The sequence below is a fragment of the Gilliamella mensalis genome (genome assembly GCF_900103085.1).
GTDB lineage: Bacteria > Pseudomonadota > Gammaproteobacteria > Enterobacterales > Orbaceae > Gilliamella > Gilliamella mensalis.
On record NZ_FMWR01000002.1, the window covers coordinates 69,532 to 90,112 of the forward strand.

The 20,581-nt window shown below is 35.8% G+C and carries 19 protein-coding genes; 5 read left to right on the top strand and 14 right to left on the bottom strand.

Annotation, left to right across the window (positions count from 1 at the left end):
- Positions 1–8 precede the first annotated feature (8 nt).
- From BQ5209_RS00645 to cyaY, 3 genes are all read left to right on the top strand, one after another.
- Complete coding sequence (locus tag BQ5209_RS00645; protein ID WP_085246656.1) at positions 9–788, top strand: hypothetical protein; 780 nt, start codon at positions 9–11, stop codon at positions 786–788.
- Positions 788–1,303 (top strand): surface-adhesin E family protein, encoded by a 516-nt coding sequence (locus BQ5209_RS00650; RefSeq protein WP_085246657.1) that lies wholly within the window; start codon positions 788–790, stop codon positions 1,301–1,303. The genes BQ5209_RS00645 and BQ5209_RS00650 overlap by 1 nt, the downstream gene beginning before the upstream one ends.
- Positions 1,304–1,402: 99 nt before the next feature.
- On the top strand, positions 1,403–1,714 hold the full coding sequence (gene cyaY, locus BQ5209_RS00655; RefSeq protein WP_085246658.1) for an iron donor protein CyaY: 312 nt from the start codon (positions 1,403–1,405) through the stop codon (positions 1,712–1,714).
- A gap of 76 nt (positions 1,715–1,790) precedes the next feature.
- Here the strand turns inward: cyaY and uvrD are convergent, their stop codons facing one another.
- The 12 genes from uvrD to BQ5209_RS00710 all read right to left on the bottom strand — a co-directional run bounded on the left by uvrD (position 1,791) and on the right by BQ5209_RS00710 (position 14,020).
- Positions 1,791–3,974 (bottom strand): DNA helicase II, encoded by a 2,184-nt coding sequence (gene uvrD, locus BQ5209_RS00660; RefSeq protein WP_085246659.1) that lies wholly within the window; start codon positions 3,972–3,974, stop codon positions 1,791–1,793.
- A gap of 202 nt (positions 3,975–4,176) precedes the next feature.
- Complete coding sequence (gene yigB, locus BQ5209_RS00665) at positions 4,177–4,890, bottom strand: 5-amino-6-(5-phospho-D-ribitylamino)uracil phosphatase YigB (RefSeq protein ID WP_085246660.1); 714 nt, start codon at positions 4,888–4,890, stop codon at positions 4,177–4,179.
- 2 nt (positions 4,891–4,892) lie between these two features.
- A complete protein-coding gene (gene xerC / locus BQ5209_RS00670) occupies positions 4,893–5,813 on the bottom strand; it encodes a tyrosine recombinase XerC (RefSeq protein ID WP_085246661.1) in 921 nt (306 codons plus the stop codon).
- A gap of 9 nt (positions 5,814–5,822) precedes the next feature.
- On the bottom strand, positions 5,823–6,557 hold the full coding sequence (locus BQ5209_RS00675; RefSeq protein WP_085246662.1) for a DUF484 family protein: 735 nt from the start codon (positions 6,555–6,557) through the stop codon (positions 5,823–5,825).
- Positions 6,558–6,729: 172 nt separating this feature from the next.
- Positions 6,730–7,554, bottom strand: coding sequence for a diaminopimelate epimerase (gene dapF, locus BQ5209_RS00680; protein WP_085246663.1), 825 nt, complete (start codon positions 7,552–7,554; stop codon positions 6,730–6,732).
- A 122-nt stretch (positions 7,555–7,676) separates the two neighbouring features.
- Positions 7,677–8,930, bottom strand: a complete 1,254-nt coding sequence (gene lysA / locus BQ5209_RS00685; protein WP_085246664.1) for a diaminopimelate decarboxylase — start codon at positions 8,928–8,930, stop codon at positions 7,677–7,679.
- Positions 8,931–8,942: 12 nt separating this feature from the next.
- Complete coding sequence (lptM, locus tag BQ5209_RS10570) at positions 8,943–9,110, bottom strand: LPS translocon maturation chaperone LptM (protein ID WP_208609899.1); 168 nt, start codon at positions 9,108–9,110, stop codon at positions 8,943–8,945.
- Between the two features lie 309 nt (positions 9,111–9,419).
- Positions 9,420–10,295 (bottom strand): L-ribulose-5-phosphate 3-epimerase, encoded by an 876-nt coding sequence (locus BQ5209_RS00690; RefSeq protein WP_085246798.1) that lies wholly within the window; start codon positions 10,293–10,295, stop codon positions 9,420–9,422.
- A gap of 99 nt (positions 10,296–10,394) precedes the next feature.
- Complete coding sequence (locus BQ5209_RS00695) at positions 10,395–11,039, bottom strand: 3-keto-L-gulonate-6-phosphate decarboxylase UlaD (RefSeq protein WP_085246665.1); 645 nt, start codon at positions 11,037–11,039, stop codon at positions 10,395–10,397.
- 19 nt (positions 11,040–11,058) lie between these two features.
- Positions 11,059–11,751, bottom strand: a complete 693-nt coding sequence (locus BQ5209_RS00700) for an L-ribulose-5-phosphate 4-epimerase (RefSeq protein ID WP_085246666.1) — start codon at positions 11,749–11,751, stop codon at positions 11,059–11,061.
- Positions 11,752–11,753: 2 nt separating this feature from the next.
- Entirely contained in the window at positions 11,754–12,227 is a 474-nt protein-coding gene (locus tag BQ5209_RS00705) for a PTS sugar transporter subunit IIA (protein WP_085246667.1), read from the bottom strand.
- Between the two features lie 26 nt (positions 12,228–12,253).
- Positions 12,254–14,020, bottom strand: a complete 1,767-nt coding sequence (locus BQ5209_RS00710) for a PTS ascorbate-specific subunit IIBC (RefSeq protein ID WP_085246668.1) — start codon at positions 14,018–14,020, stop codon at positions 12,254–12,256.
- A gap of 351 nt (positions 14,021–14,371) precedes the next feature.
- Here BQ5209_RS00710 and ulaR point away from each other — a divergent pair, with 351 nt between their 5' ends.
- Together ulaR and ulaG are read left to right on the top strand one after the other, a co-directional pair.
- On the top strand, positions 14,372–15,133 hold the full coding sequence (gene ulaR, locus BQ5209_RS00715) for an HTH-type transcriptional regulator UlaR (protein ID WP_085246669.1): 762 nt from the start codon (positions 14,372–14,374) through the stop codon (positions 15,131–15,133).
- A gap of 25 nt (positions 15,134–15,158) precedes the next feature.
- A complete protein-coding gene (gene ulaG, locus BQ5209_RS00720; RefSeq protein WP_085246670.1) occupies positions 15,159–16,226 on the top strand; it encodes an L-ascorbate 6-phosphate lactonase in 1,068 nt (355 codons plus the stop codon).
- Positions 16,227–16,359: 133 nt separating this feature from the next.
- On the opposite strand, the gene recG is transcribed toward ulaG, so the two are convergent.
- Positions 16,360–18,453, bottom strand: coding sequence for an ATP-dependent DNA helicase RecG (recG, locus tag BQ5209_RS00725; RefSeq protein ID WP_085246671.1), 2,094 nt, complete (start codon positions 18,451–18,453; stop codon positions 16,360–16,362).
- A gap of 5 nt (positions 18,454–18,458) precedes the next feature.
- The gene (gene spoT, locus BQ5209_RS00730; protein WP_085246672.1) at positions 18,459–20,564 is read right to left on the bottom strand and encodes a bifunctional GTP diphosphokinase/guanosine-3',5'-bis pyrophosphate 3'-pyrophosphohydrolase; all 2,106 of its coding nucleotides are present in this window, start codon (positions 20,562–20,564) and stop codon (positions 18,459–18,461) included.
- Positions 20,565–20,581 lie beyond the last annotated feature (17 nt).

The window sequence follows — 20,581 nt, forward strand, 5'->3', positions numbered from 1 at the left end:
AACTCCCCATGTTTTTTAAAAAACTTTCTGTGTTTATCTATGTCTCATTTTTTTCTTGTGTATCTTTTGCACAAATTAATAATACGCAAAGTGAAGCAGATAAAGTAATCGATACATTTCTTCAATGCGATAATCATTTTTTCGAACAACTCGCTAAACATCAAAACATAATAAGTCAATACGTCGATTTAGCCACAACTTCCGATAATATAACTTATATTCCTGTGGAGTCTATTCAAAAAACTGATAAAAATAAAGTGATGTTTAAAAAAACACTTGAGTATCGTGGCTTAAAAATTATAGGTTATCAGAATATCTATATTACGACCCCTTTGTCTGGTCGTTTTTTGTACTGGGGTTTTATCTTTGATAACACTGACGATGAAGTTAAAAACACTTTAAATAATATTAATTGGTTGCCATACAATACTAATGTTTATATCGCAAATGCCAAAATTTATGATCGCCAACTAAAACCTACAGTATGGCAAGACGATCCTTATGCTATTGATGGTGTTATTTCAAGATATGGCACAATTAATAAAGGAATTTATTTAGAGCTTATTACCAATAATCAAAGTAGTGTTTTTTGTTCTATTCAAGGTGATTTAGATAAAGAAACTCTTCTTACAACTCGTCCTGATCTAAAACCAATTATTGAAAAACAAGAAGCTGAACGTCAAGAACGAATTAAAAACTACAAAGAGAAGAAGCTAAAACAAAAACGACAATCTCAACCACAAGCAACCCCTACAGAACCGACTTCAAAAGATGGAGATAATATTTAATGAAAAAACTTAGTTTATTCTTAATTCTCTTTTCTTTTTCAGCATTCAGTCATGCAGTTGAAGAAAAAAATAATATTGACGCTAAAGCACATGCAAATACAGCTGCAGAGAGCTTAAAAGATCCTCGAGTAGGTGAGCAATTTATCCCTACATCTAAGTCAAACGAAGATAATACCGTAGGTTATTCTTTTTTAGATAGAAATTCGATTAAACCTCATCCTTTCAATGCTAAAATTCGTGTGTTTAGTGAAGTGACAAATTACAGCCCTGCATTATTGCAAAAAAATAATGATGGTACTGAAACACCCTATTATTCCATCAAAATGGATTATTATGCCAATTGTGACAAAATGGAGTTAGCAAAAGGTAAACTCAGAACAATCGAAAATAACTTCGGTGACGGTAAATTAGTCAACACCATTGAAATACCAAATCGCTGGGTAGCGATAACTCCAGGTAACAAACAATATAAGTTGCTTGTTATTGCCTGTTCTTTACCACTTGCAAATGAATAATAAAATCAGGCCTATATTTACTCTTGCCGCCCTGCTGTGGCAGAGTATGCCTATTTATGCTAATATCACACCATTATTTATCAGAATGATTATATCTTTATGAATATCACACAATTCCATACTCTTACCGAGCAGTTATTTAATAAAATCGAACTTTTTTTGGATGATTATGCAAGTGAGCATGACATCGATTTAGATTATGAAACAAACGGCAATGTTATCACTATTAGCTTTCCCAATGGCAGTAAAATCATCGTCAATACCCAAGAGCCGCTTTTTCAGGTTTGGTTAGCTACACGCAATCAAGGTTATCATTTTGATTATGCCAATAATAATTGGATTTGCAATCGAACCAATAAGTCGTTCGACCAGATTTTTTCTGAGTCTGTAAAAGAACAAGCAGATCAATAATATAAAAAAGGGAATTAATTTAACACTTAATTCCCTTTTAATCAGATAATTAACCAAACTTATTCAAAAGTAAAACCTACAATAAAGTTAGGTTTGCCAATTTAACTACCAGCCATTTAATGCCTTCATTAACAAAAGCAATTTGTGCACGCTTGTGGTCACCTTCGCCATCAATGTTGACAATGGTTCCCTCACCAAAACGGTTATGTAACACTTTACGGCCTAATGTATAGCCATCGCTTTGACCAATTTGCTCAGAATAAGATTTTTTGGGCTCAGATGATGTAACTCCCCCTCGATAACTGATTTCATGGACTTTATCAACCGGTATTTCAGCTAAAAAGCGTGAAGGTAAGTTGCGTTCTTCACGACCATATAGACGCCGTAACTCTGCTAATGACAAAGTTAGACATTTACGCGCTCGAGTAATACCAACATAAGCAAGACGTCTTTCTTCTTCCATTTTGTCGATTTCTTGAGAAGCCCGCTGAGTTGGAAATATCCCCTCTTCTAATCCAACTATAAACACATTATCAAATTCAAGACCTTTGGCTGAATGTAGTGTCATTAATTGCACTGAATCTTGTTCATTCATTGCATCCCGACTTTCTAACGAAGTATAAGCTAAAAACGATTCTAAAACAGTTAATGTTTTACCTGTTTCTCTATCTTCAATAACGGTGTTTTCATTGGCTCGATAAAACTGCTCAGCAGCTGATACTAGTTCTTCAAGATTTTCTAGCCTTGATTGCCCTTTTATACCAGGTTCTTGCTCATACATTTGCAATATACCAGATAGTTTAATAATCACATCAAGTTGTTGATAAAAGGGTTGTTCACCGACTTCATTAAAGATAGATTCCATCAATTCCAGAAAGCGACTAATACCTGAACGCTGTCTTTCAGTCAAAGCATTAGTTTGAATTAACATTAAACACGCATTCCACAATGAAATATCATGCTGTTTTGCTGTCAACCTAACTTTATCTAGCGTGACATTGCCAATACCTCGTGTTGGGGTATTGATTGTAGCTTCAAACGCCATGTCATTATTGTGGTCATGTAATAGGCGTAAATAGGCAAGCGCTAATTTAACTTCTTGTCGTTCATAAAAACGAATAGATCCATAAATCTGGTAAGGTAATCCTGCTTGTAATAACGTGTCTTCAAATAGGCGCGATTGCACATTATTGCGGTACAAAATAGCACAACTTGCGTACTTTTCACCCTTTTGATGGTGCTTTTTTATTTGACCTACAACAAATCTTGCTTCATCAATATCGTTAAAACCAACATAAAGTGAAATCAGTTCACCATCGCCTCTATCTGTCCATAAGTTTTTACCCAACCGATTTTGGTTTTTTGCTATCAATTTATTCGCAACATCCAAAATATTGCTAGTTGAACGATAATTTTGCTCTAATCGAATAATTTCTGTTTCGGGATAATCATTGATAAATAACTGAAGATTATCTGCATTAGCGCCACGCCAACTATAGATAGATTGATCGTCATCCCCTACAATCATCACATTAGCTGTATCACCAGCTAGTTTTTTTACTAAGCGATATTGGATCTTATTGGTATCTTGAAATTCATCAATTAAGATATTGCAAAAACGATGATGACAGTAAGCTAAAACGTCGTTATCGCGGCAAAGCAATTCATAAGTTCTTAGCAGTAATTCCGAAAAATCGACATAACCAACTCTATCACAAATAGCTTGATAGTCTCGATAAATGGTTTGCCACATCACTTGTTTAGGGTCTGCCGAAATAATATCGTCTGCACGAAGTCCCTTTTCTTTTTGAGTCGAAATAAAAGCAGCACACTCTTTGGCTGACCACTGCTTTTCATCGATTTTTAACTCACGAAAAATTCGTTTGATAAGCCGAATTTGATCTTCTGAATCAATAAGCTGAAAATTAGAAGGCAACTTAGCTTGCTCAGAAAACATACGTAACAAACGATGAGTCAATCCATGAAATGTGCCCACCCACATACCATTAAAATAACTTTCTCCCACTAATGCTTGAATTCGCTCTTGCATTTCGGCAGCAGCTTTATTAGTAAATGTCACGGCAAAAATAGAACCTGACGAATAATGCTTTTCAACACAAAGCCAAGCAATACGATGAACTAATACTCGCGTTTTACCACTCCCTGCGCCGGCAAGAACAATGGTATATTGACTATCGGTAGTAACTGCATTTTGCTGTTGTGTATTTAGGTCATCTAATAATGATTTACAACTTTGCATTATGTTTATAACCTATTTTGATAATAGAAAACATTAACCAGTATTAATGTTGAGTGTGTTATTAATATTTTTATCATATCCAAGATATTCTTGTTGATAGTAATTAGGTAAAATAGAAAGTTTATTAAGCACACATATCGTTGTGCATAAAATAATTTATCTCCACCTAACTTTACTGTTTATTTATACAGACAACGAAAGATTATAGCAGATTCTCTAATTCTGACAATTGGGTTATTTCTATATGGGGCAAACATCTTGCATCATCAAGGTGTAAAATATCACGATTATAAATATTGATAAAGCAAGCTAAAAATCCATTATTAATTGCGCCATTAACATCCGTTAATAAATTATCGCCTACATGTAAAATATGATGTGATGGAATAGCTAATTTGTCACAAGCTAATTCAAAAATCTCAGGAAATGGTTTTGAACGACCGTGTTCACCACCACGCAAAGAAAATTGAAAATAATCACCTAAACCAATTTGATTGATATCAACGTTACCATTAGTTATCACCGCTAAAGGATATTTAGCGGCCAATTTGGTTAATAACATATGAGTTGATTCCGGAACATCCATTTTGTGACGCCAAAAATTAAAACAGGTGACTGCTTCATCAATTACATCGGCGAATTTGGTCACTGGCATGTTAGTTCTACTTAATAGAGATTTAATGGTTTGAACTCTCCAAACATTAACATCATGATAAATATCGGGATTGGAAACAAGTACTGCGTGCTTTTCTGCAGAATATTCAGATATCGTCAGCATGCGCAATTGATCATAACATTGTAGCGTTTTGATCATTTCTTCTTCCGCTTTTTCAACAATCATACTGTTATCATATAACGTGTCATCAAGATCGAATGTGAATGCTTCAATACGATGAATAGAGCGATAAACATGCATCGTTATTTTCCCCTTTTTGCTCGTGGATGCGCTGAGTCATAAACTTCTGATAGGTGTGAAAAATCCAAATGAGTATAGACTTGGGTAGTTGATAAATCAGCATGACCTAGCAACTCTTGGACTGCACGCAAATCTCGGCTTGATTCAAGCATATGTGTGGCAAATGAATGGCGTAGTTTATGAGGATGAACATGACTGCTTAAACCTTGTTTAACGCCCCACTGTGCGAATCGTTTTTCAACATTACGTGGTGAAATTCGTCTGCCTAACTTTGAAATAAACAAGGCGTCGTCTTGCGGAACAAAACAATTTCGCATTGACAACCAATGTTTAATCCATTTGATAGATTCTCGACCTAATGGCAGTTTTCGTTCTTTATTGCCCTTACCCATTACGCGAATTTCGCCATCGGTGAGATTTAATTCCCGACAATCAAGGCTAACTAATTCAGAAAGGCGCAATCCCGATCCATACATGACTTCAAGCATTGCTCTATCACGAACTGAAAGCGGATCGTTATAATTGATATCAAGCAACTGATTAATCTCGTCAATATCAATATTTTTAGGCAGATGCTGACCTAATTTTGGATTTAACACTCCCCGAGCTGGATTAGCTGTCAGGCGCTCATTTTTTACCATCCAATCACAAAAACTACGCAAAGCCGATAGCCTTAATGATAAGCTTCTTGCTTGTAATCCTGTTTGTTTACTGCGACTAATTAACAATCTTACTGCTGATGAATCTAGATCTTGCCACGTTGAAATTTCAATCTCTTTTGCTAATGAAATAAGTGCATAAAGCTGCCGTCGATAATTAATTTGAGTATTTAAACTCAGCTGCTTTTCTGACTTTAGATAATTTAAAAACTGATCAACAGGCAAAGTTAATGTAGCATTACTATTTTCGTTAGGTTGGACCATGACATTTCCTTATTTTTTTCGCATAATCCATTGGCTAATTAAAATAGGTAAAATTTCACTCATTTTTTCAAGTAACAATGTTCCTTGTCCGGCTTGATAATGTTCTGGATTAGCGCTAGTAAACATTAACAGTCCCAAATCACCAAATTTCCCTAATAAAGATAAAGCTACCGATCCAACATAGCCATGCTCAGGTAATAAAAAATCGAGCTCGGTTGAATTTAGAGTACCTAAATATTGTTGACTATACTGTAAATGTCTAACGCGAATAAAATCAAATTGTGATGAATTTAAAGCTAAGTGAAGATAATTTGACGGTGCCTTAAGCAGCCATTTATCGTCAAAAAGATATAAATAAGCACCGCTAAGCCCTAACGACTTTGCCCACGTGTTTAATAATACAATTAATTCGTTTAGATCCTGAGCTTTAATCAATTCGATTTGCAGATCCATCAGTTGTCTAAACAACAATTCGTTAGCACTAGCATGTTCCATTAATAATGAGATTTCACACTCTAATTGCTTAATTTTGTTACGCTGACGAGCCATATTCCATTCAGGTAACGAAATAAGCCCCCGAACAGGATGAGGTACTCGCATGTACTCAACATATCGCGCATTTCGCATAAAAAAATCTGGGTTATCGATCAGATATTGGCTAACAATCTCATCATTTAATTTTTCCGATGAGGGATCTTGTTGTGTTTTTTGGGCTTTCAATTTTCGTGTATTTTTAGCAACCATAATTAACGTCTATCGTATTATTGTGTTATCTTATTTTTCAAATGCTTGTTGATTTTGATTAAATTACGAAAAATACAAAAAATTAAATAAAATCAATTATTTTCCTGAATTATTTTCTTTTGTAACCTTTTCTACCAACAAATGCTAGCGTCATACAGTAAGAATATCAAAATTAAATGGCAATAAAGCCATCATACACATGCGTAGCAGGTCCTGTCATGTAAAGTGGTTGATTACCGCCTTTCCATTCAATCAATAATTTACCACCAGGTAAATTAACATTAACACGTTGGTTCAATAATCCTTGATTAATACCTATCGCGACTGCTGCACAAGCTCCCGTACCACAAGCTTGTGTTTCGCCAACTCCACGTTCAAATACACGCAAATTAATGTTATTGCGATCAATAATATGCATAAATCCAATATTGGCACGTTCAGGAAAGCGCTCATGTTGCTCTAATAGTGCTCCTAGCGTTGTCACTTCTGCTGTTACAATATTATCAACTTGAATCACACAGTGAGGATTGCCCATAGATGCAACACCACATAATATGGTCTGTTCTTGAGCTCGAATGATATAGGTTTTTTCTTCTTTAATAGCCTTGAAAGGAATTTTATTGGGCTCAAAAATAGGCTGCCCCATATTAACTCGTATAGTATCGTCGTCATTGACGGTTAAAACAATATTACCTTTCATCGTACTGACTTTTAAAACTCGTTTTCTACTCAATCCTTTTAAACGAACAAAACGCGCAAAACAACGTGCCCCATTGCCACACTGCTCAACTTCAGAACCATCGGAATTAAAAATACGATAATGAAAATCACTATCAGGTGCATAAGGTGGCTCAACAATAAGAAGCTGATCAAACCCAACGCCGGTATACCTATCTGCCATGCGTTTAATCATTTCTGTCGAGAGATGAACATTCTGCGTCACTGCATCAATAACCATAAAATCATTTCCGAGTCCATGCATTTTTGAAAAGTTCATCGTTAGTTTACCTTCTATTGTAAAACGTGTTAGCTTGTTTTTTTAAGTTTAGGCTGTTAACCAGCCTAAACTTAAAAAGGAAATGCTAATGTGATTGAGCATTTCGATACAATGTATAAATATTATAAAACCACTTCACCGCGCCATAAATCTTCGAAAGATTCACGCTCACGGATTAATTTATGTTGTTGTTCATCAATAAGCATCACTTCAGCAGGTCTTGGATGGCTATTGTAATTTGATGCCATACTAAAGCCATAAGCTCCAGCACTACAAATGACCAATAAATCATCCTGCTTAACCGAAAGCTTGCGCTGATAAGCCAGTACATCGCTTGATTCACATATTGGCCCAACGACATTGTATACAAAAGATTCATCGCCAGCTTGTGGTTGTTTTTCGGGCAATATATTCATCCAAGCATCGTAAAGTGCTGGACGGATCAAGTCATTCATCCCCGCATCAACAATCGCAAAATGGTTATCATCTTGATGTTTGGTATATTCTACTTTAGTGATTAACACACCTGAATTAGCAACAATAGAGCGCCCTGGTTCAAATAAAATTTCGATATCGGGATAATTAATTAATTTATTTTTCAACTCAGTCACAAGTTGCGATGCTGTCGGAGGTTGTTCATTATCATAACAAACACCTAAACCGCCGCCTAAATCGATATGTTCAATAATAATGTTATCAGATTGCAATTTATCCACTAAGGCAAGAATACGATCGGCAGCATCAAGAAATGGCGATAATTGAGTTAACTGTGAACCAATATGACAATCAATACCAACAATATTGATATTGGCTAATGATCGTGCCTTTCGGTAAACATCTAAAGCTAACTCATAGCTAATTCCAAATTTATTTTCGCGTAGACCTGTTGAGATATAAGGATGTGTTTTAGCATCTACATCGGGATTGATTCTTAATGAAATCGGTGCAGTTTTATTTAATCGTTTGGCAACTTCATCAATTCGATACAATTCGGCTTCAGACTCAACATTAAAGCATTTAATGCCAACTTCAAGCGCACGTTGAATTTCAATGATTGATTTAGCTACGCCAGAAAAGACGATTTTTTTAGGATCAGCTCCCGCTTTTAATACTCGCTCTAACTCGCCTTGTGAAACAATATCAAAACCAGCCCCCAGTTTTGCCAGTAAACTTAAAACAGCTAAATTACTATTAGCTTTAACCGCATAACAAACTAAATGCTTATTATTGGTCAAAGCCTGTTCATAAGCTAAAAACTGTTTACTTATGTGATCGGCCGAATAAACATATAATGGGGTACCATAGTGCTTTGCAAGATCGGCTATCGCTATTTGGTTTGCAAATAAATGATCATGTTGATAATTTAAAAAATCCATCACCCTATTCCATTATGCAGTTTTAATTAATATATCAGATTGAATTGAGGCAGTTGTTGTTTGTTTAGTTTGTTGCATTTCAGCTTTTTCAACTGGATAATAAAGCGGACCTTTTAATCCACATCCCACCAAAGCCAAAGTAAAGAAAAAGACAGAGAGTGATTTTATCGTTGATTTCATACAATATCCGCAATTCATTCCATTTTTTATAATACTGCCTATATTACACGATAGCCATAGTAGTGCAAAGAGTAAATAATCATGTCTAAGCAAACACATATATAAAATTGGTAAGACAGCACATAAAATGATAAATAAAAAGTATATACATCGATTGAAAGCTTGATTGTCGTCAAAAACCACAAAAATTGAAACACGTTAAACCGTTTTATGTTAGGCTCCACCATTAAATTGCTTTCGGGGGGGAGCTTAACAACACAATAACAGCAATAGCATTAATCCTTTATGGATTGAAAAATGATTAGGGTGTTAGCAAAAAAGCGGAAAATTCGTTTTCTCACCTATTGCCTTTAATCTTTTTTGAGCGGTAATAATATTAGTTTTCCAGTTATCATCATTTGCCCACATTTCAATAACCAGGGGAGCTACATAATTCATGGCACTAAGCGTTTTGAATATAGCTGTAAAATCAACTTCTCCTTCACCAATAACAAGATCCCTAAACTGACCGGGATAATTAGATTTAACTTTATAGGTGTCTTTTAAGTGAATCTGTACAATATGATCACAACTTAACATAAGTTCAGTGCAAGTATCGTAATTCCATCCAGTAATATTACCAACATCAGGGTAAGCCATAAAATAAGGAGAGTTAATTTCTTTTTTTAGAATTTCAAATTTGCTTAAGCAGTTAAGATATTGCGTGTCCATAATTTCAACCGCCAACATTACGCCAAATCGCTCGGCCTGTTTTGCTGCCCATTTCATTGCTTCAATAAAACGTTGATGAGTTTGCAAATCAGCTTGTTCATAATAAACATCATATCCGGCAAGCTGAATCACTCTTATACCCAGTTTATAAGCAAGTATAATTGCTTTATTCATTATGATTTTGGCTTCTTTTCTAATATCGCTATTTGCTGATCCAAACGGAAATTTACGATGCGCACTAAGACACATGGAATGAAGTGGTATACCGGTCTTTTCGCATAGATGTCTAAGCGAATATATCTCATCATCAGACCAATCTAACCTTGCGCGACGTTCATGCGACTCATCTACTGAAATTTCGACAAAATCAAATCCTAATACTTTAGTTTCATTTAATTTATCTTGCCATGATAGTTTGTTGGGCAATGCCTTTTCATAAATACCTATACGAGAAGTCGTTTTTGATTGATACATTGTTTTTGATATATCTGTACTTTGCAACATAATGAGAACCTGATAATAATTAAACAAAAAAGAAAAATGGCCAAATAAACGGCCACATGATGGTGGTGATTACCAATATTGAGCTATTTGTTCTTTTAATGCTTGAGCCGTTTTTTTGCCGTTTTCATTAGCTAAAGCACGACCAGCAATAAATGCTTTAGTTTTAATACCGGCGAATAGATGTATATCTTCAGGTACAATACCTCCAGTAATTGACAATTCTAGCCCTAAATCTGAAAGTTGCCGCATTTTAGTTAGATCATCTTCACCCCAGCCGATACCAGCAAGTTCAGCATCGCGTGACCGATGATATATCGCTTGCTTGATGCCTAATTTTCGCCACGCTTTTGCATCATCTAAAGTCCAATGACCATATAATTCAATTTGAATTTCACCTTGAAATTCATCAGCTACTTTTTTACATGCCTCAACAGTTGCAATATGAGCTGCTGCTGATACTGTTAACCAATTGGCTCCAGCAGAAAAAGCCATTTTAGCCAAAATAGCGCCACCATCGGTCGTTTTTAAATCACACACCAAAATATGATTTGGATAGAGTTGTCTTAAACGTTTAACACTTTGCATTCCCGCGCCAAATGCCAAAATAGTACCAACCTCGATGATATCGACAAACCCAGCTACATTTTGTGCAACCTCTAATGCAGGAGCTAAATCGGTTTGATCTAATGCGATTTGTAATTTAGGTGCTACCATGTTTTTCTCCTTATCTCTTTTATTTTTGACCGTAGTAAGCATTCGCACCATGTTTGCGAAAGTAGTGCTTATCTGATAAAGTTTGTTGGATTTTAATTGTTTGGTTCAGTTGGCGAGTTGCCAATGCCATCATGGCGATCTCTTCAAGTACAACGGCATTATGTACTGCATCAAAGGCACTTTTACCCCAGCAAAATGGCGCATGCCCCGAAATTATCGCACCCGGCATTGCGACAGGATCAAGCCCACGGCATTTAAATTCTTCAACGATAACTAAACCAGTGTTTTTTTCGTAGTCAGTCGCAATTTCGCTATCGCTCAATTCACGCGTGCAGGGCACATCACCATAAAAGTAATCAGCATGTGTAGTGCCTAAAGCAGGAATATCTAATTCAGCCTGAGCCCAAATGGTTGCATAACGTGAATGTGTATGCACAATACCACCAATAGCAGGAAACGCTTTATACAGTTCGATATGCGTTGCAGTATCACTTGAAGGATTCAATCTACCTTCAACAACCTCGCCTGTTAATGAAACCACCACGATATCATCAACGGTCATATTGCTATACTCAACACCAGAAGGTTTAATAGCAATAACATCTTTCGTGCGATCAATTTCAGAGACATTACCCCATGTAAAAGTGACCAAATTATATTTTGGTAGCAATAAATTGGCTTGTAAGACACTTTCTTTTAAAGCTTGATACATACTCATCCCCCATTTAAAGCCTGTTCAATAACGGCATAAACATCTTCTTTTGAGTTACATCGCCGTAGTTTGTCAAGATCAATACCTGTTTCACTATTTTCATCATCTAAGATTTGGGTTACTTCCATTAATCCTTCCATATGCTGATCAGACGTACTGCCAGCAAGCGTAACTAACACATCAACTGGCTCATCTTCACCCTCAAAATAAATTGGATTTTTTAAAGTAACTAAAGCAAACGCAGTTCGATTTACTCCGTCTTCAGGTCTGGCATGTGGCATGGCAAAGTTTGGTGCAATAATAATGTATGGTCCCATACTTTTAACACAGCTAATAATGGCATCGTAATAGGAAGGCTCTATCGCTTTTGATGCAACTAACATATCCGTGCCTAGCTTGATAGCTTCTTGCCAAGTTGCAACATCTGCTTTGAGTAAAATGGAGTTGTTCTCAATCAGTGATTCTTTTAAGGCCATGTTGTACTCCTGTTTTATTAGAAAATCTATTTAGAAACTACTTGATTAATCAGCTTAATAAGCTCGTCACCAAAAGTTTGTGGATTAAGCATATTTTGAACACCTAACGCATACTGACCTTCATTTACTTCAATTTCGTGAATAAGATGCTTTGATGCGACGATGATATCAACATTAGACAGTCGCGATTTGTAATCAGTCACTGCACAAGAATCCATTTCATTAGCAATACCTTTTTTATTTAAGTAGCTGGCAATTTTCATTTTCATCATCATTGACGAACCTTGACCACTACCACATACTGCTAAAATTCGAACTGCGCGACCATCACAAGTTGCGATTTCATTCATTTTTTCAACTACAGCTATATTCATATCTTGATGTTCATCATTTATTCCTGATTGTTTTGTTTGCATGGATTCATCCAAGCGTAACTGTTTGGCAGCAAAGTACATATAAAGCATTGCCAATGCTATAAGCACGTAGATGAATAAATGCGAAATAGATAGGCCTTGTAAAATTGGTGGGAATAATATTGCCCAATCCGCCATTCCCATCCAAGAATCAATCGGTGTACCATTTTGTGCAAAAATATAAATGACCCAAGCCGAGCCAAATACTTCTACCATACCCATCACAAAACAAATTTTCATAACGGCTTTCCAACCACCAAAGTGGTTAGCAAAAACACCAATAGTAGCATTCGAAAAAAACATAGGAATAAAACCTGGAATAATCATAATAGGAGATTTAAAGACAAGTAATAAAGCAATAGCCAAAAATTGCCCTAACGCCCCCCAAATAAAACCAAATACCATGGCATTAGGCGAAAACGCATAAATGGCAGCACAATCAATAGCTAATACTGCATTAGGAATTAATTTTTCTGAAATGCCTTTAAAGGCTTCAGATAGCTCGGCAACAAACATTCGCACACCGCTTACAATCACTTGAATGGCCACAGCAAATTTAAGACCAGTTTCAAAAATATAGATTGTCCAATGAGTTGATCCAGCCATGGTTTGTAAATTATCTAAACCAAAAGAAAGTAAAATAATTCCGAAAAAGAACGTCATAACAATGGTGGTTGCAGCGATACTATCATGAAAAATGTGTAACCATTTAGGCAATTTTAAATTATCAACAGAATCGTCTTTATCCCCCAGTTTAGGTGCTAGTTTAACGGCAATCCATGACCCAAGTTGTTGTTGGTGACCAATTGAGAATCCAGCACCACCGGTAACAGCCTCAGTGGGTTTGAACATCATATTTGAAAAGATGCCCCAATAAAGCGCGATAATAACAGCCGAATAGATAATGGTTTCCCACATACTGTAGCCAAAAAGGAAGTAAAATAACGCAATTAATCCGACCTGCTGAAACATAATATGGCCAGTTAACATGATGGTTCTAATACCTGTTACACGGCGAAAAATGACCAACACTATATTAATAGCTAACGCTAACAATACCGCATAACCGACCCATGAATAGTTTTCATGCATGCCATTTTCAACTGCTACCATTGATGCATAAGTATCAATAATAGATCCTTTAATGCCATGATACTCTGCCAGTTTGGCGATAACAGGTTTGAAAGTTAAAACTAACACGCCAGATCCAACTTGTAATAGCATAAAACCAACAATGGTTTTAATAGTGCCTTTTAAAACTGTTGATATATCTTTACGTAATAGACAATAACCGAGCATTGTCACTAAGCCAAGTAACAAAGGCGCCTTTGTCATAACTTGACTATAAAAAATATAAAATACGTTATAGATTACTTCCATATGTTCCTCTCATCAGTTATCGACATTTTTCATTGCTTTAACAATACATCTCGAAGATCAATTTTTATCAAAATTAAATACTAGTGATATATTCAACAATCAAAATAAATCATTCAATGATTATTTATGATTAATTTGACAAGGATCACCTTTTCTAATAATTAATATTTATGCCTGTGATACACATCACATTTTGATAAAAAAAGAAAGAGAATAAAAATTAAATTTAATTTTATCAATTAATTAAACAATAAATTCAATAAATTTAAATTTAAAATAATTGACTTTTATACCAATGAAAATTATCATCAAATTTAATCAAATTTAATCACTAAAAATAAAGAGGTTGTAATGAGTGAGCTATCTCGGCATAACGAAATAGTGGCATTAGTTAATGAAAAAGGTATGGTTAAAGTCACTGAGTTAATTTCGTACTTTGCTATTTCACCTGCAACAGCTCGGCGAGATATCACAAAACTGGATCAAGAAGGGCGAGTAAAAAAAGTTCGCAATGGAATTATGCGATTAGAAGAAGTAAAACCTATTTGGGCGCCAATTGATAATCATAATACCGACCATTATCACGAAAAAGCGCGCATTGCAATTCGTGCAGCCAAGCTATGCAATAATGAAGAAAACATTGTTATAAACTGTGGATCGACGGCATTTTTACTCGGTCGCGAACTATGCGGTAAAAATGTATCAATTATTACTAACTATTTTCCATTAGCGTGTTACTTAATTGAACATGACCATGAAAACGTCATTATTATGGGGGGATTATACAACAAAACACAAAATATCATTATTAACCCTATTGTCAGCATTACTGATTCCTATGCCGGCAAATGGATGTTTACCAGCGGCAAAACATTAACGCCAACCGGCCTTTATAAAAGCGAAATATTAGGTGCTGTTGCTGAACAGCAAATATTGGAAAAAGTCGAAAATTTAGTTGTTGTTGTCGATAGTTCAAAAATTGATAAAAAAGCCAATTCAGGCATGCTTTTTTGTCCTGTTAATAAAATAGATATCTTAATTACAGGAAAACAAGCAAATAAGGATGTGATTGAATGCATTAAGGAGCAAGGCGTTGAAGTTATTTTAGTTTAACTATTAATTGTAAAAGGAACAAAGTATGAGTAAAGTGAACGAAATTACCCGTGAATCATGGATATTAAATACATTTCCTGAATGGGGCACATGGCTCAATGAAGAAATAGAAACAACAGAAGTTAAACCCAACACATTTACAATGTGGTGGCTTGCTTGTACAGGTATCTGGTTAAAATCAGCAGGTAATACAAATATATCAGTTGATTTTTGGTGTGGCACTGGGAAAAAAACACATGCAAATCCATTGATGAACAAACAACATCAAATGATGCGTATGGGTGGAGTACGTGAATTACAACCAAATTTGAGAACGAGTCCATTTGTTCTTGATCCTTTTGCAATTAAACAAATTGATGCTGTAATGGCAACCCACGATCATGCCGATCATATTGATGTCAATGTGGCTGCTGCAGTTATTCAAAACTGTTCATCGAGTGTTAAATTTATTGGACCTAAAGCCTGTGTAGAATTATGGAAAAGTTGGGGTGTACCAGAAGATCGCTGCATTATTGCTAAAGTAGGCGAAACAATCCAAGTGGGAGACATCACCATTCGTGTCTTGGACTCTTTTGATAGAACATCACTAGTTACCCTCCCCAAAGGCGTATCATCAACAGATAAATCAATTTTAGATGGTATGAATGACAGAGCTGTTAACTATCTATTTGAAACATCAGGCGGCTCGCTTTATCACTCTGGTGATTCACACTATTCTAATTATTATGCAAAACATGGTAATGATTATAAAATCGATGTTGCACTACTATCTTATGGTGAAAATCCTCGCGGTGTGACAGATAAAATGACGTCAGCCGATATTTTGCGTGCGGCTGAATCACTCAATACTCAAGTTGTTATTCCATTCCATCATGATATTTGGGCAAACTTCCAAAGCGATCCACGTGAAATCGAAGTATTATGGCAAATGAAAAAAGATCGCTTGAATTACCAATTTATGCCATTTTTTTGGCAAGTTGGTGGAAGATATACTTATCCAACCGATAAACATAAAATGCATTATCAACATTATCGTGGTTTTAGAGATATTTTTATTGATGAGCCAGAATTACCTTATCGTTCATTCTTATAATGCAATAATTTTATGTAACTGTTAGATATTAACTTCAATGTGTGGACTGAAAACAGCAATACTCAAGTCCACACATAAATTTATTACCCATAAATAAGTACAGCATTAAATATATGTAAAAAATAAAGCACAATTATACATTAATGTATTTTTGACGATTTGGCAGCCAACAATCAACTAATTGTACAGCGCTTTGTGGATAGTTGTTTTGGATGTCATAAGATGCTTGCTGCACTTCACTAATCAAATGCTGATCGCGAATCAAATCAACCACTTTAAAATTAGCCATACCCATTTGCCTAGTTCCTAAAATTTCGCCACTGCCACGAAGTTCGAGATCTTTTTGGGCAATAATAAAACCATCATTACTATCGCGCATTACCTTCATGCGTGCTTGGGCAATTTTACTTAAAGGCGCTTGATACATCAGCACACAATGAGACACTGCCGAACCACGTCCGACTCGTCCACGCAACTGATGCAATTGTGCTAAACCTAACCGTTCTGCATTTTCGATAATCATTAAGCTAGCATTAGGTACATCAACACCGACCTCAATGACCGTTGTGGCAACAAGCAATTGAATTTTTCCGGCTTTAAAATCTTGCATGACCGATTGCTTTAAATCAGATTTCATTTTGCCATGCACTAACGCAATACTTAAATGAGGCAAACGCGCTTGTAACTCAGTAACCAACATTTCAGCTGCTTGAGCATCAAGCATTTCAGACTCTTCAACCAAAGTACACACCCAATATACTTGGCGATTATCTAAACAAGCTTGATTTACACGTTCAATGATCTCATCACGGCGAGTATTAGGTATAACAACTGTGGTAATGGGTGTTCGTCCCGGTGGCAATTCATCAATAACTGAAACATCGAGATCGGCATAAACTGTCATGGCTAATGTTCTGGGAATAGGCGTTGCGGTCATAATTAATTGATGTGGATAAAGATGATCTTTAATGCCTTTTTCCCAAAGGCTTAAGCGCTGATTAACACCAAAACGATGCTGCTCATCAATAATTACCAAACCTAATGAATTAAATTGCACTTTATCAACAAATACCGCATGCGTTCCAATTAACATGGTAAGTTCACCATTTAAAATACGCTCATAACGCTGATGCTTATTTTTAGCGGTTAATGTCCCTGATAACCAATCCACAGAAATACCTAGTGGATCAAACCATTGTTTAAAATTGTGATAATGCTGTTCTGCTAATATCTCAGTCGGCGCCATTAATACTACTTGTTGATTATTTTCTATTGCATTAAGTGCTGCTAGTGCTGCAACTAACGTTTTGCCAGAACCTACATCTCCCTGAATTAATCGCATCATTGGCGTTGGTTTTGCCATATCCAGATAAATATCTTGAACCACCCGTTGCTGAGCATGAGTAGGTTTAAAAGGTAATGAAAATAAAAACGGTTTTATAAACTGTTGATTAACATGCATTGCATAAGCTTGCAACTTTTGATTATCTGTTTTCAACATCAACATGCTTAAATGATAAGCAAGTAGTTCTTCAAAAATAAACCGTTTAATTGCAGGGTGTTCCCCATTTGATAATTGATTTATATCAGTATCTATTGGTGGGTTATGAATAATATTTAACGAATCGAAAACAGTTAAATAGCAACTCGCTAGCGATGCCGGTAAAATTTCTTTTGGCGGATTACGTTTTAATAATAGTAGTGCAGCTTGAATTAGTTTACGAATAATATTTTGAGTAAGTCCGTAAGTTGTTGGATAAATAGGTGTATATCTTTCTTGATTGAGATCAGAAGATAGCAAGTTATCTTCACGACTGTTTTTAACTTTATATTGTGGATGAATTATTTCAGGATAGTTTTTTCCACTTTTAACCTCACCATAAGCACTGACCCACTGACCTTGCGTTAAACTGGCTTTCATTCCAGCATTAAAATTCATAAATCTTAATATTGCTATACCTGATTCATCTTGAACATAGCAAACTAACATTTGTTTACGCCTAAAGACCACTTCAGTTTTTACGATGCACCCTTCAATAGTGGTATACTCACCGATAGCCACATCACCAATAGCACAAGTCGACGTGCGATCTTCATAACGTAATGGAAAGTGCAATAATAGATCTTTGACCGTATAGATACCTAATGTATTGAATTTTTTTTCTAAACTTGCACCAATTCCTGTTAATTTTATCAACGGTACATGGTCCAAAAAACGATTTATCATAATGATTAATTTATATTTCGCGTAACACTCACCACATCCGGTTGCAGTGACATTTTACGAATTAATTCATTAAGTTGCAGAGTATCTTTTACTTCAATTTGCAAAATAATCGTATAAATTTGTCTATCTTTTTCTTCGGTATTTAACCATTGCAAGTGGGTATTTTCATCATTAATAATTGAAAGAACATGTGCCAAAGAACCTTGAGTATTTAAAATGTCGACCCAAATTTCAGCAACAAAGCGCTGAGAAATATCTGGCGCCCATTTGAGCGAGATGTATTTTTCTGGGTTATGTTGATACCCTGTGATATTTCGGCAAGATTCATGATGTACTGTCAGTCCCTTTTCAGGGCTGACGTGCCCAATAATAGGGTCATTGGGAATAGGATGACAACATTTAGAAAACGTAACCAAAACACCTTCACTACCAGTGATAACAAGGGTTTTGTTTGACTCTGCCTTATTTTGTAATAAGGATTTATCCTCTAAACCTTTGGCAATGAAATGGCTCATAATATTGCCTAGCCCAATTTCGGCCAAAACATCATCAAAACTGGACAATTTCGTTAATTCAACCACTCTATGTTTTTGACTCGATGATAGCCCACTAATACCACCAGATTTAACTAACGAAAGGTTAAGTAAACGCCTTCCTAATTCAATTGCATCTTCACGTTTAAGCGTTTTAAGCGCATGGCGAATACGTGACTTTGCCTTAGCACTCACTACAAAATTTAACCAACTTGCGTTAGGTCTTCCTTCTGGTGAGGTAATAATTTCAACAGTTTGCCCGCTGCTTAGTGGTTGTGATAGAGGGTAAGGTTTACGATCAACAATCGCACCAACACATTGATAACCAATATCCGAATGGACAGCATAGGCAAGATCAACCGCTGTCGCCCCTTCAGGTAATTGAACAATACGTCCTTTAGGGGTAAAAACGTAAATCTCTTTAGGAAATAAGTCTGATTTTACGTTTTCGATAAATTCAAAAGAATTCCCTACACTTTGTTGTAGTTCTAGCAAGCTTTGCATCCAGCGTTGCGCTTTAATTTGCGTAGTTGTATTTAACTCATCCCTTTCGTTATATGCCCAATGTGCAGCAACACCCATTTCGGCCATTTGATCCATATCTTCGGTACGGATTTGTACTTCAACCGGTGTTCCGTGTGGTCCAATTAACGATGAATGTAATGACTGATACCCATTCGCTTTAGGAATTGCTATGTAGTCTTTAAAGCGATTAAGTCGAGGTTTATATAAATTATGTACCAATCCAAGCGCACGGTAACAAGCATCGACATCTTTAACCACAATCCTAAAAGTATAAATGTCCATAATGGAATGAAACTGCTGCTCACGCAGTTTCATCTTTTGATAAATCACATAAATATTTTTTTCAATACCTGTCACTTTGGCATCAATATATGCGTCATGTAATCGCTGCTTTATTTCAGACAAAATCTGTTGAATGAGCTCTTTACGGGTATTACGCGCTGTTTTGATCACTTTTTCAATCACTTTAGCGCGATTAGGATGCATTGCTGTAAAGCCCAAAATCTCAAGTTCAGTTTTAATATGATGAATACCTAAACGATGAGCCAAAGGCGCATAAATTTCGAGGGTTTCTTTAGCAATGCGACGGCGCTTGTCAGGTCTTAAAGCACAGAGTGTACGCATATTATGAGTGCGATCAGCTAGTTTAATTAAAATAACGCGCACATCTTCGGTCATGGCAAGCACCATTTTCCGAAAATTTTCCGCTTGAGCCTCTTGTCTGTTACGGAATTTTAATTTATCAAGTTTAGACACACCTTCAACTAAAATAGCAACATGTTTACCAAACTTTTTTGTAATATCTTGAAAGGTAACAGGTGTATCTTCAATAGTATCATGCAAAAGTGCGGCAATAATTGTTTCATAATCAAGCCGCATCTCTGCCAAATTCATTGCCACTGCAACAGGGTGAGTGATATAAGGTTCACCACTACATCGGAATTGCCCTTCGTGTGCATTTTCAGCAAAAAGATAAGCATCTTGAATCAATTCGACTTGTTTAGGTGGAAGATAAGATGCTACAACCTCTTTTAAGCTATCAAAATATTGCATAAGCAATTCCTGTGAAG

What these genes read in the sequence shown, in the direction of transcription:
- BQ5209_RS00650 (WP_085246657.1), top strand. Translation starts at nt 788, where the DNA reads ATGAAAAAACTTAGTTTATTCTTAATTCTCTTTTCTTTTTCAGCATTC.
- recG (WP_085246671.1), bottom strand. Translation starts at nt 18,453, where the DNA reads ATGATAAATCGTTTTTTGGACCATGTACCGTTGATAAAATTAACAGGA.
- uvrD (WP_085246659.1), bottom strand. Translation starts at nt 3,974, where the DNA reads ATGCAAAGTTGTAAATCATTATTAGATGACCTAAATACACAACAGCAA.
- ulaR (WP_085246669.1), top strand. Translation starts at nt 14,372, where the DNA reads ATGAGTGAGCTATCTCGGCATAACGAAATAGTGGCATTAGTTAATGAA.
- BQ5209_RS00690 (WP_085246798.1), bottom strand. Translation starts at nt 10,295, where the DNA reads ATGTATCAATCAAAAACGACTTCTCGTATAGGTATTTATGAAAAGGCA.
- BQ5209_RS00645 (WP_085246656.1), top strand. Translation starts at nt 9, where the DNA reads ATGTTTTTTAAAAAACTTTCTGTGTTTATCTATGTCTCATTTTTTTCT.
- spoT (WP_085246672.1), bottom strand. Translation starts at nt 20,564, where the DNA reads ATGCAATATTTTGATAGCTTAAAAGAGGTTGTAGCATCTTATCTTCCA.
- lysA (WP_085246664.1), bottom strand. Translation starts at nt 8,930, where the DNA reads ATGGATTTTTTAAATTATCAACATGATCATTTATTTGCAAACCAAATA.
- cyaY (WP_085246658.1), top strand. Translation starts at nt 1,403, where the DNA reads ATGAATATCACACAATTCCATACTCTTACCGAGCAGTTATTTAATAAA.
- BQ5209_RS00695 (WP_085246665.1), bottom strand. Translation starts at nt 11,039, where the DNA reads ATGGTAGCACCTAAATTACAAATCGCATTAGATCAAACCGATTTAGCT.
- BQ5209_RS00705 (WP_085246667.1), bottom strand. Translation starts at nt 12,227, where the DNA reads ATGGCCTTAAAAGAATCACTGATTGAGAACAACTCCATTTTACTCAAA.
- BQ5209_RS00710 (WP_085246668.1), bottom strand. Translation starts at nt 14,020, where the DNA reads ATGGAAGTAATCTATAACGTATTTTATATTTTTTATAGTCAAGTTATG.
- xerC (WP_085246661.1), bottom strand. Translation starts at nt 5,813, where the DNA reads ATGGTCCAACCTAACGAAAATAGTAATGCTACATTAACTTTGCCTGTT.
- yigB (WP_085246660.1), bottom strand. Translation starts at nt 4,890, where the DNA reads ATGCATGTTTATCGCTCTATTCATCGTATTGAAGCATTCACATTCGAT.
- lptM (WP_208609899.1), bottom strand. Translation starts at nt 9,110, where the DNA reads ATGAAATCAACGATAAAATCACTCTCTGTCTTTTTCTTTACTTTGGCT.
- BQ5209_RS00675 (WP_085246662.1), bottom strand. Translation starts at nt 6,557, where the DNA reads ATGGTTGCTAAAAATACACGAAAATTGAAAGCCCAAAAAACACAACAA.
- dapF (WP_085246663.1), bottom strand. Translation starts at nt 7,554, where the DNA reads ATGAACTTTTCAAAAATGCATGGACTCGGAAATGATTTTATGGTTATT.
- ulaG (WP_085246670.1), top strand. Translation starts at nt 15,159, where the DNA reads ATGAGTAAAGTGAACGAAATTACCCGTGAATCATGGATATTAAATACA.
- BQ5209_RS00700 (WP_085246666.1), bottom strand. Translation starts at nt 11,751, where the DNA reads ATGTATCAAGCTTTAAAAGAAAGTGTCTTACAAGCCAATTTATTGCTA.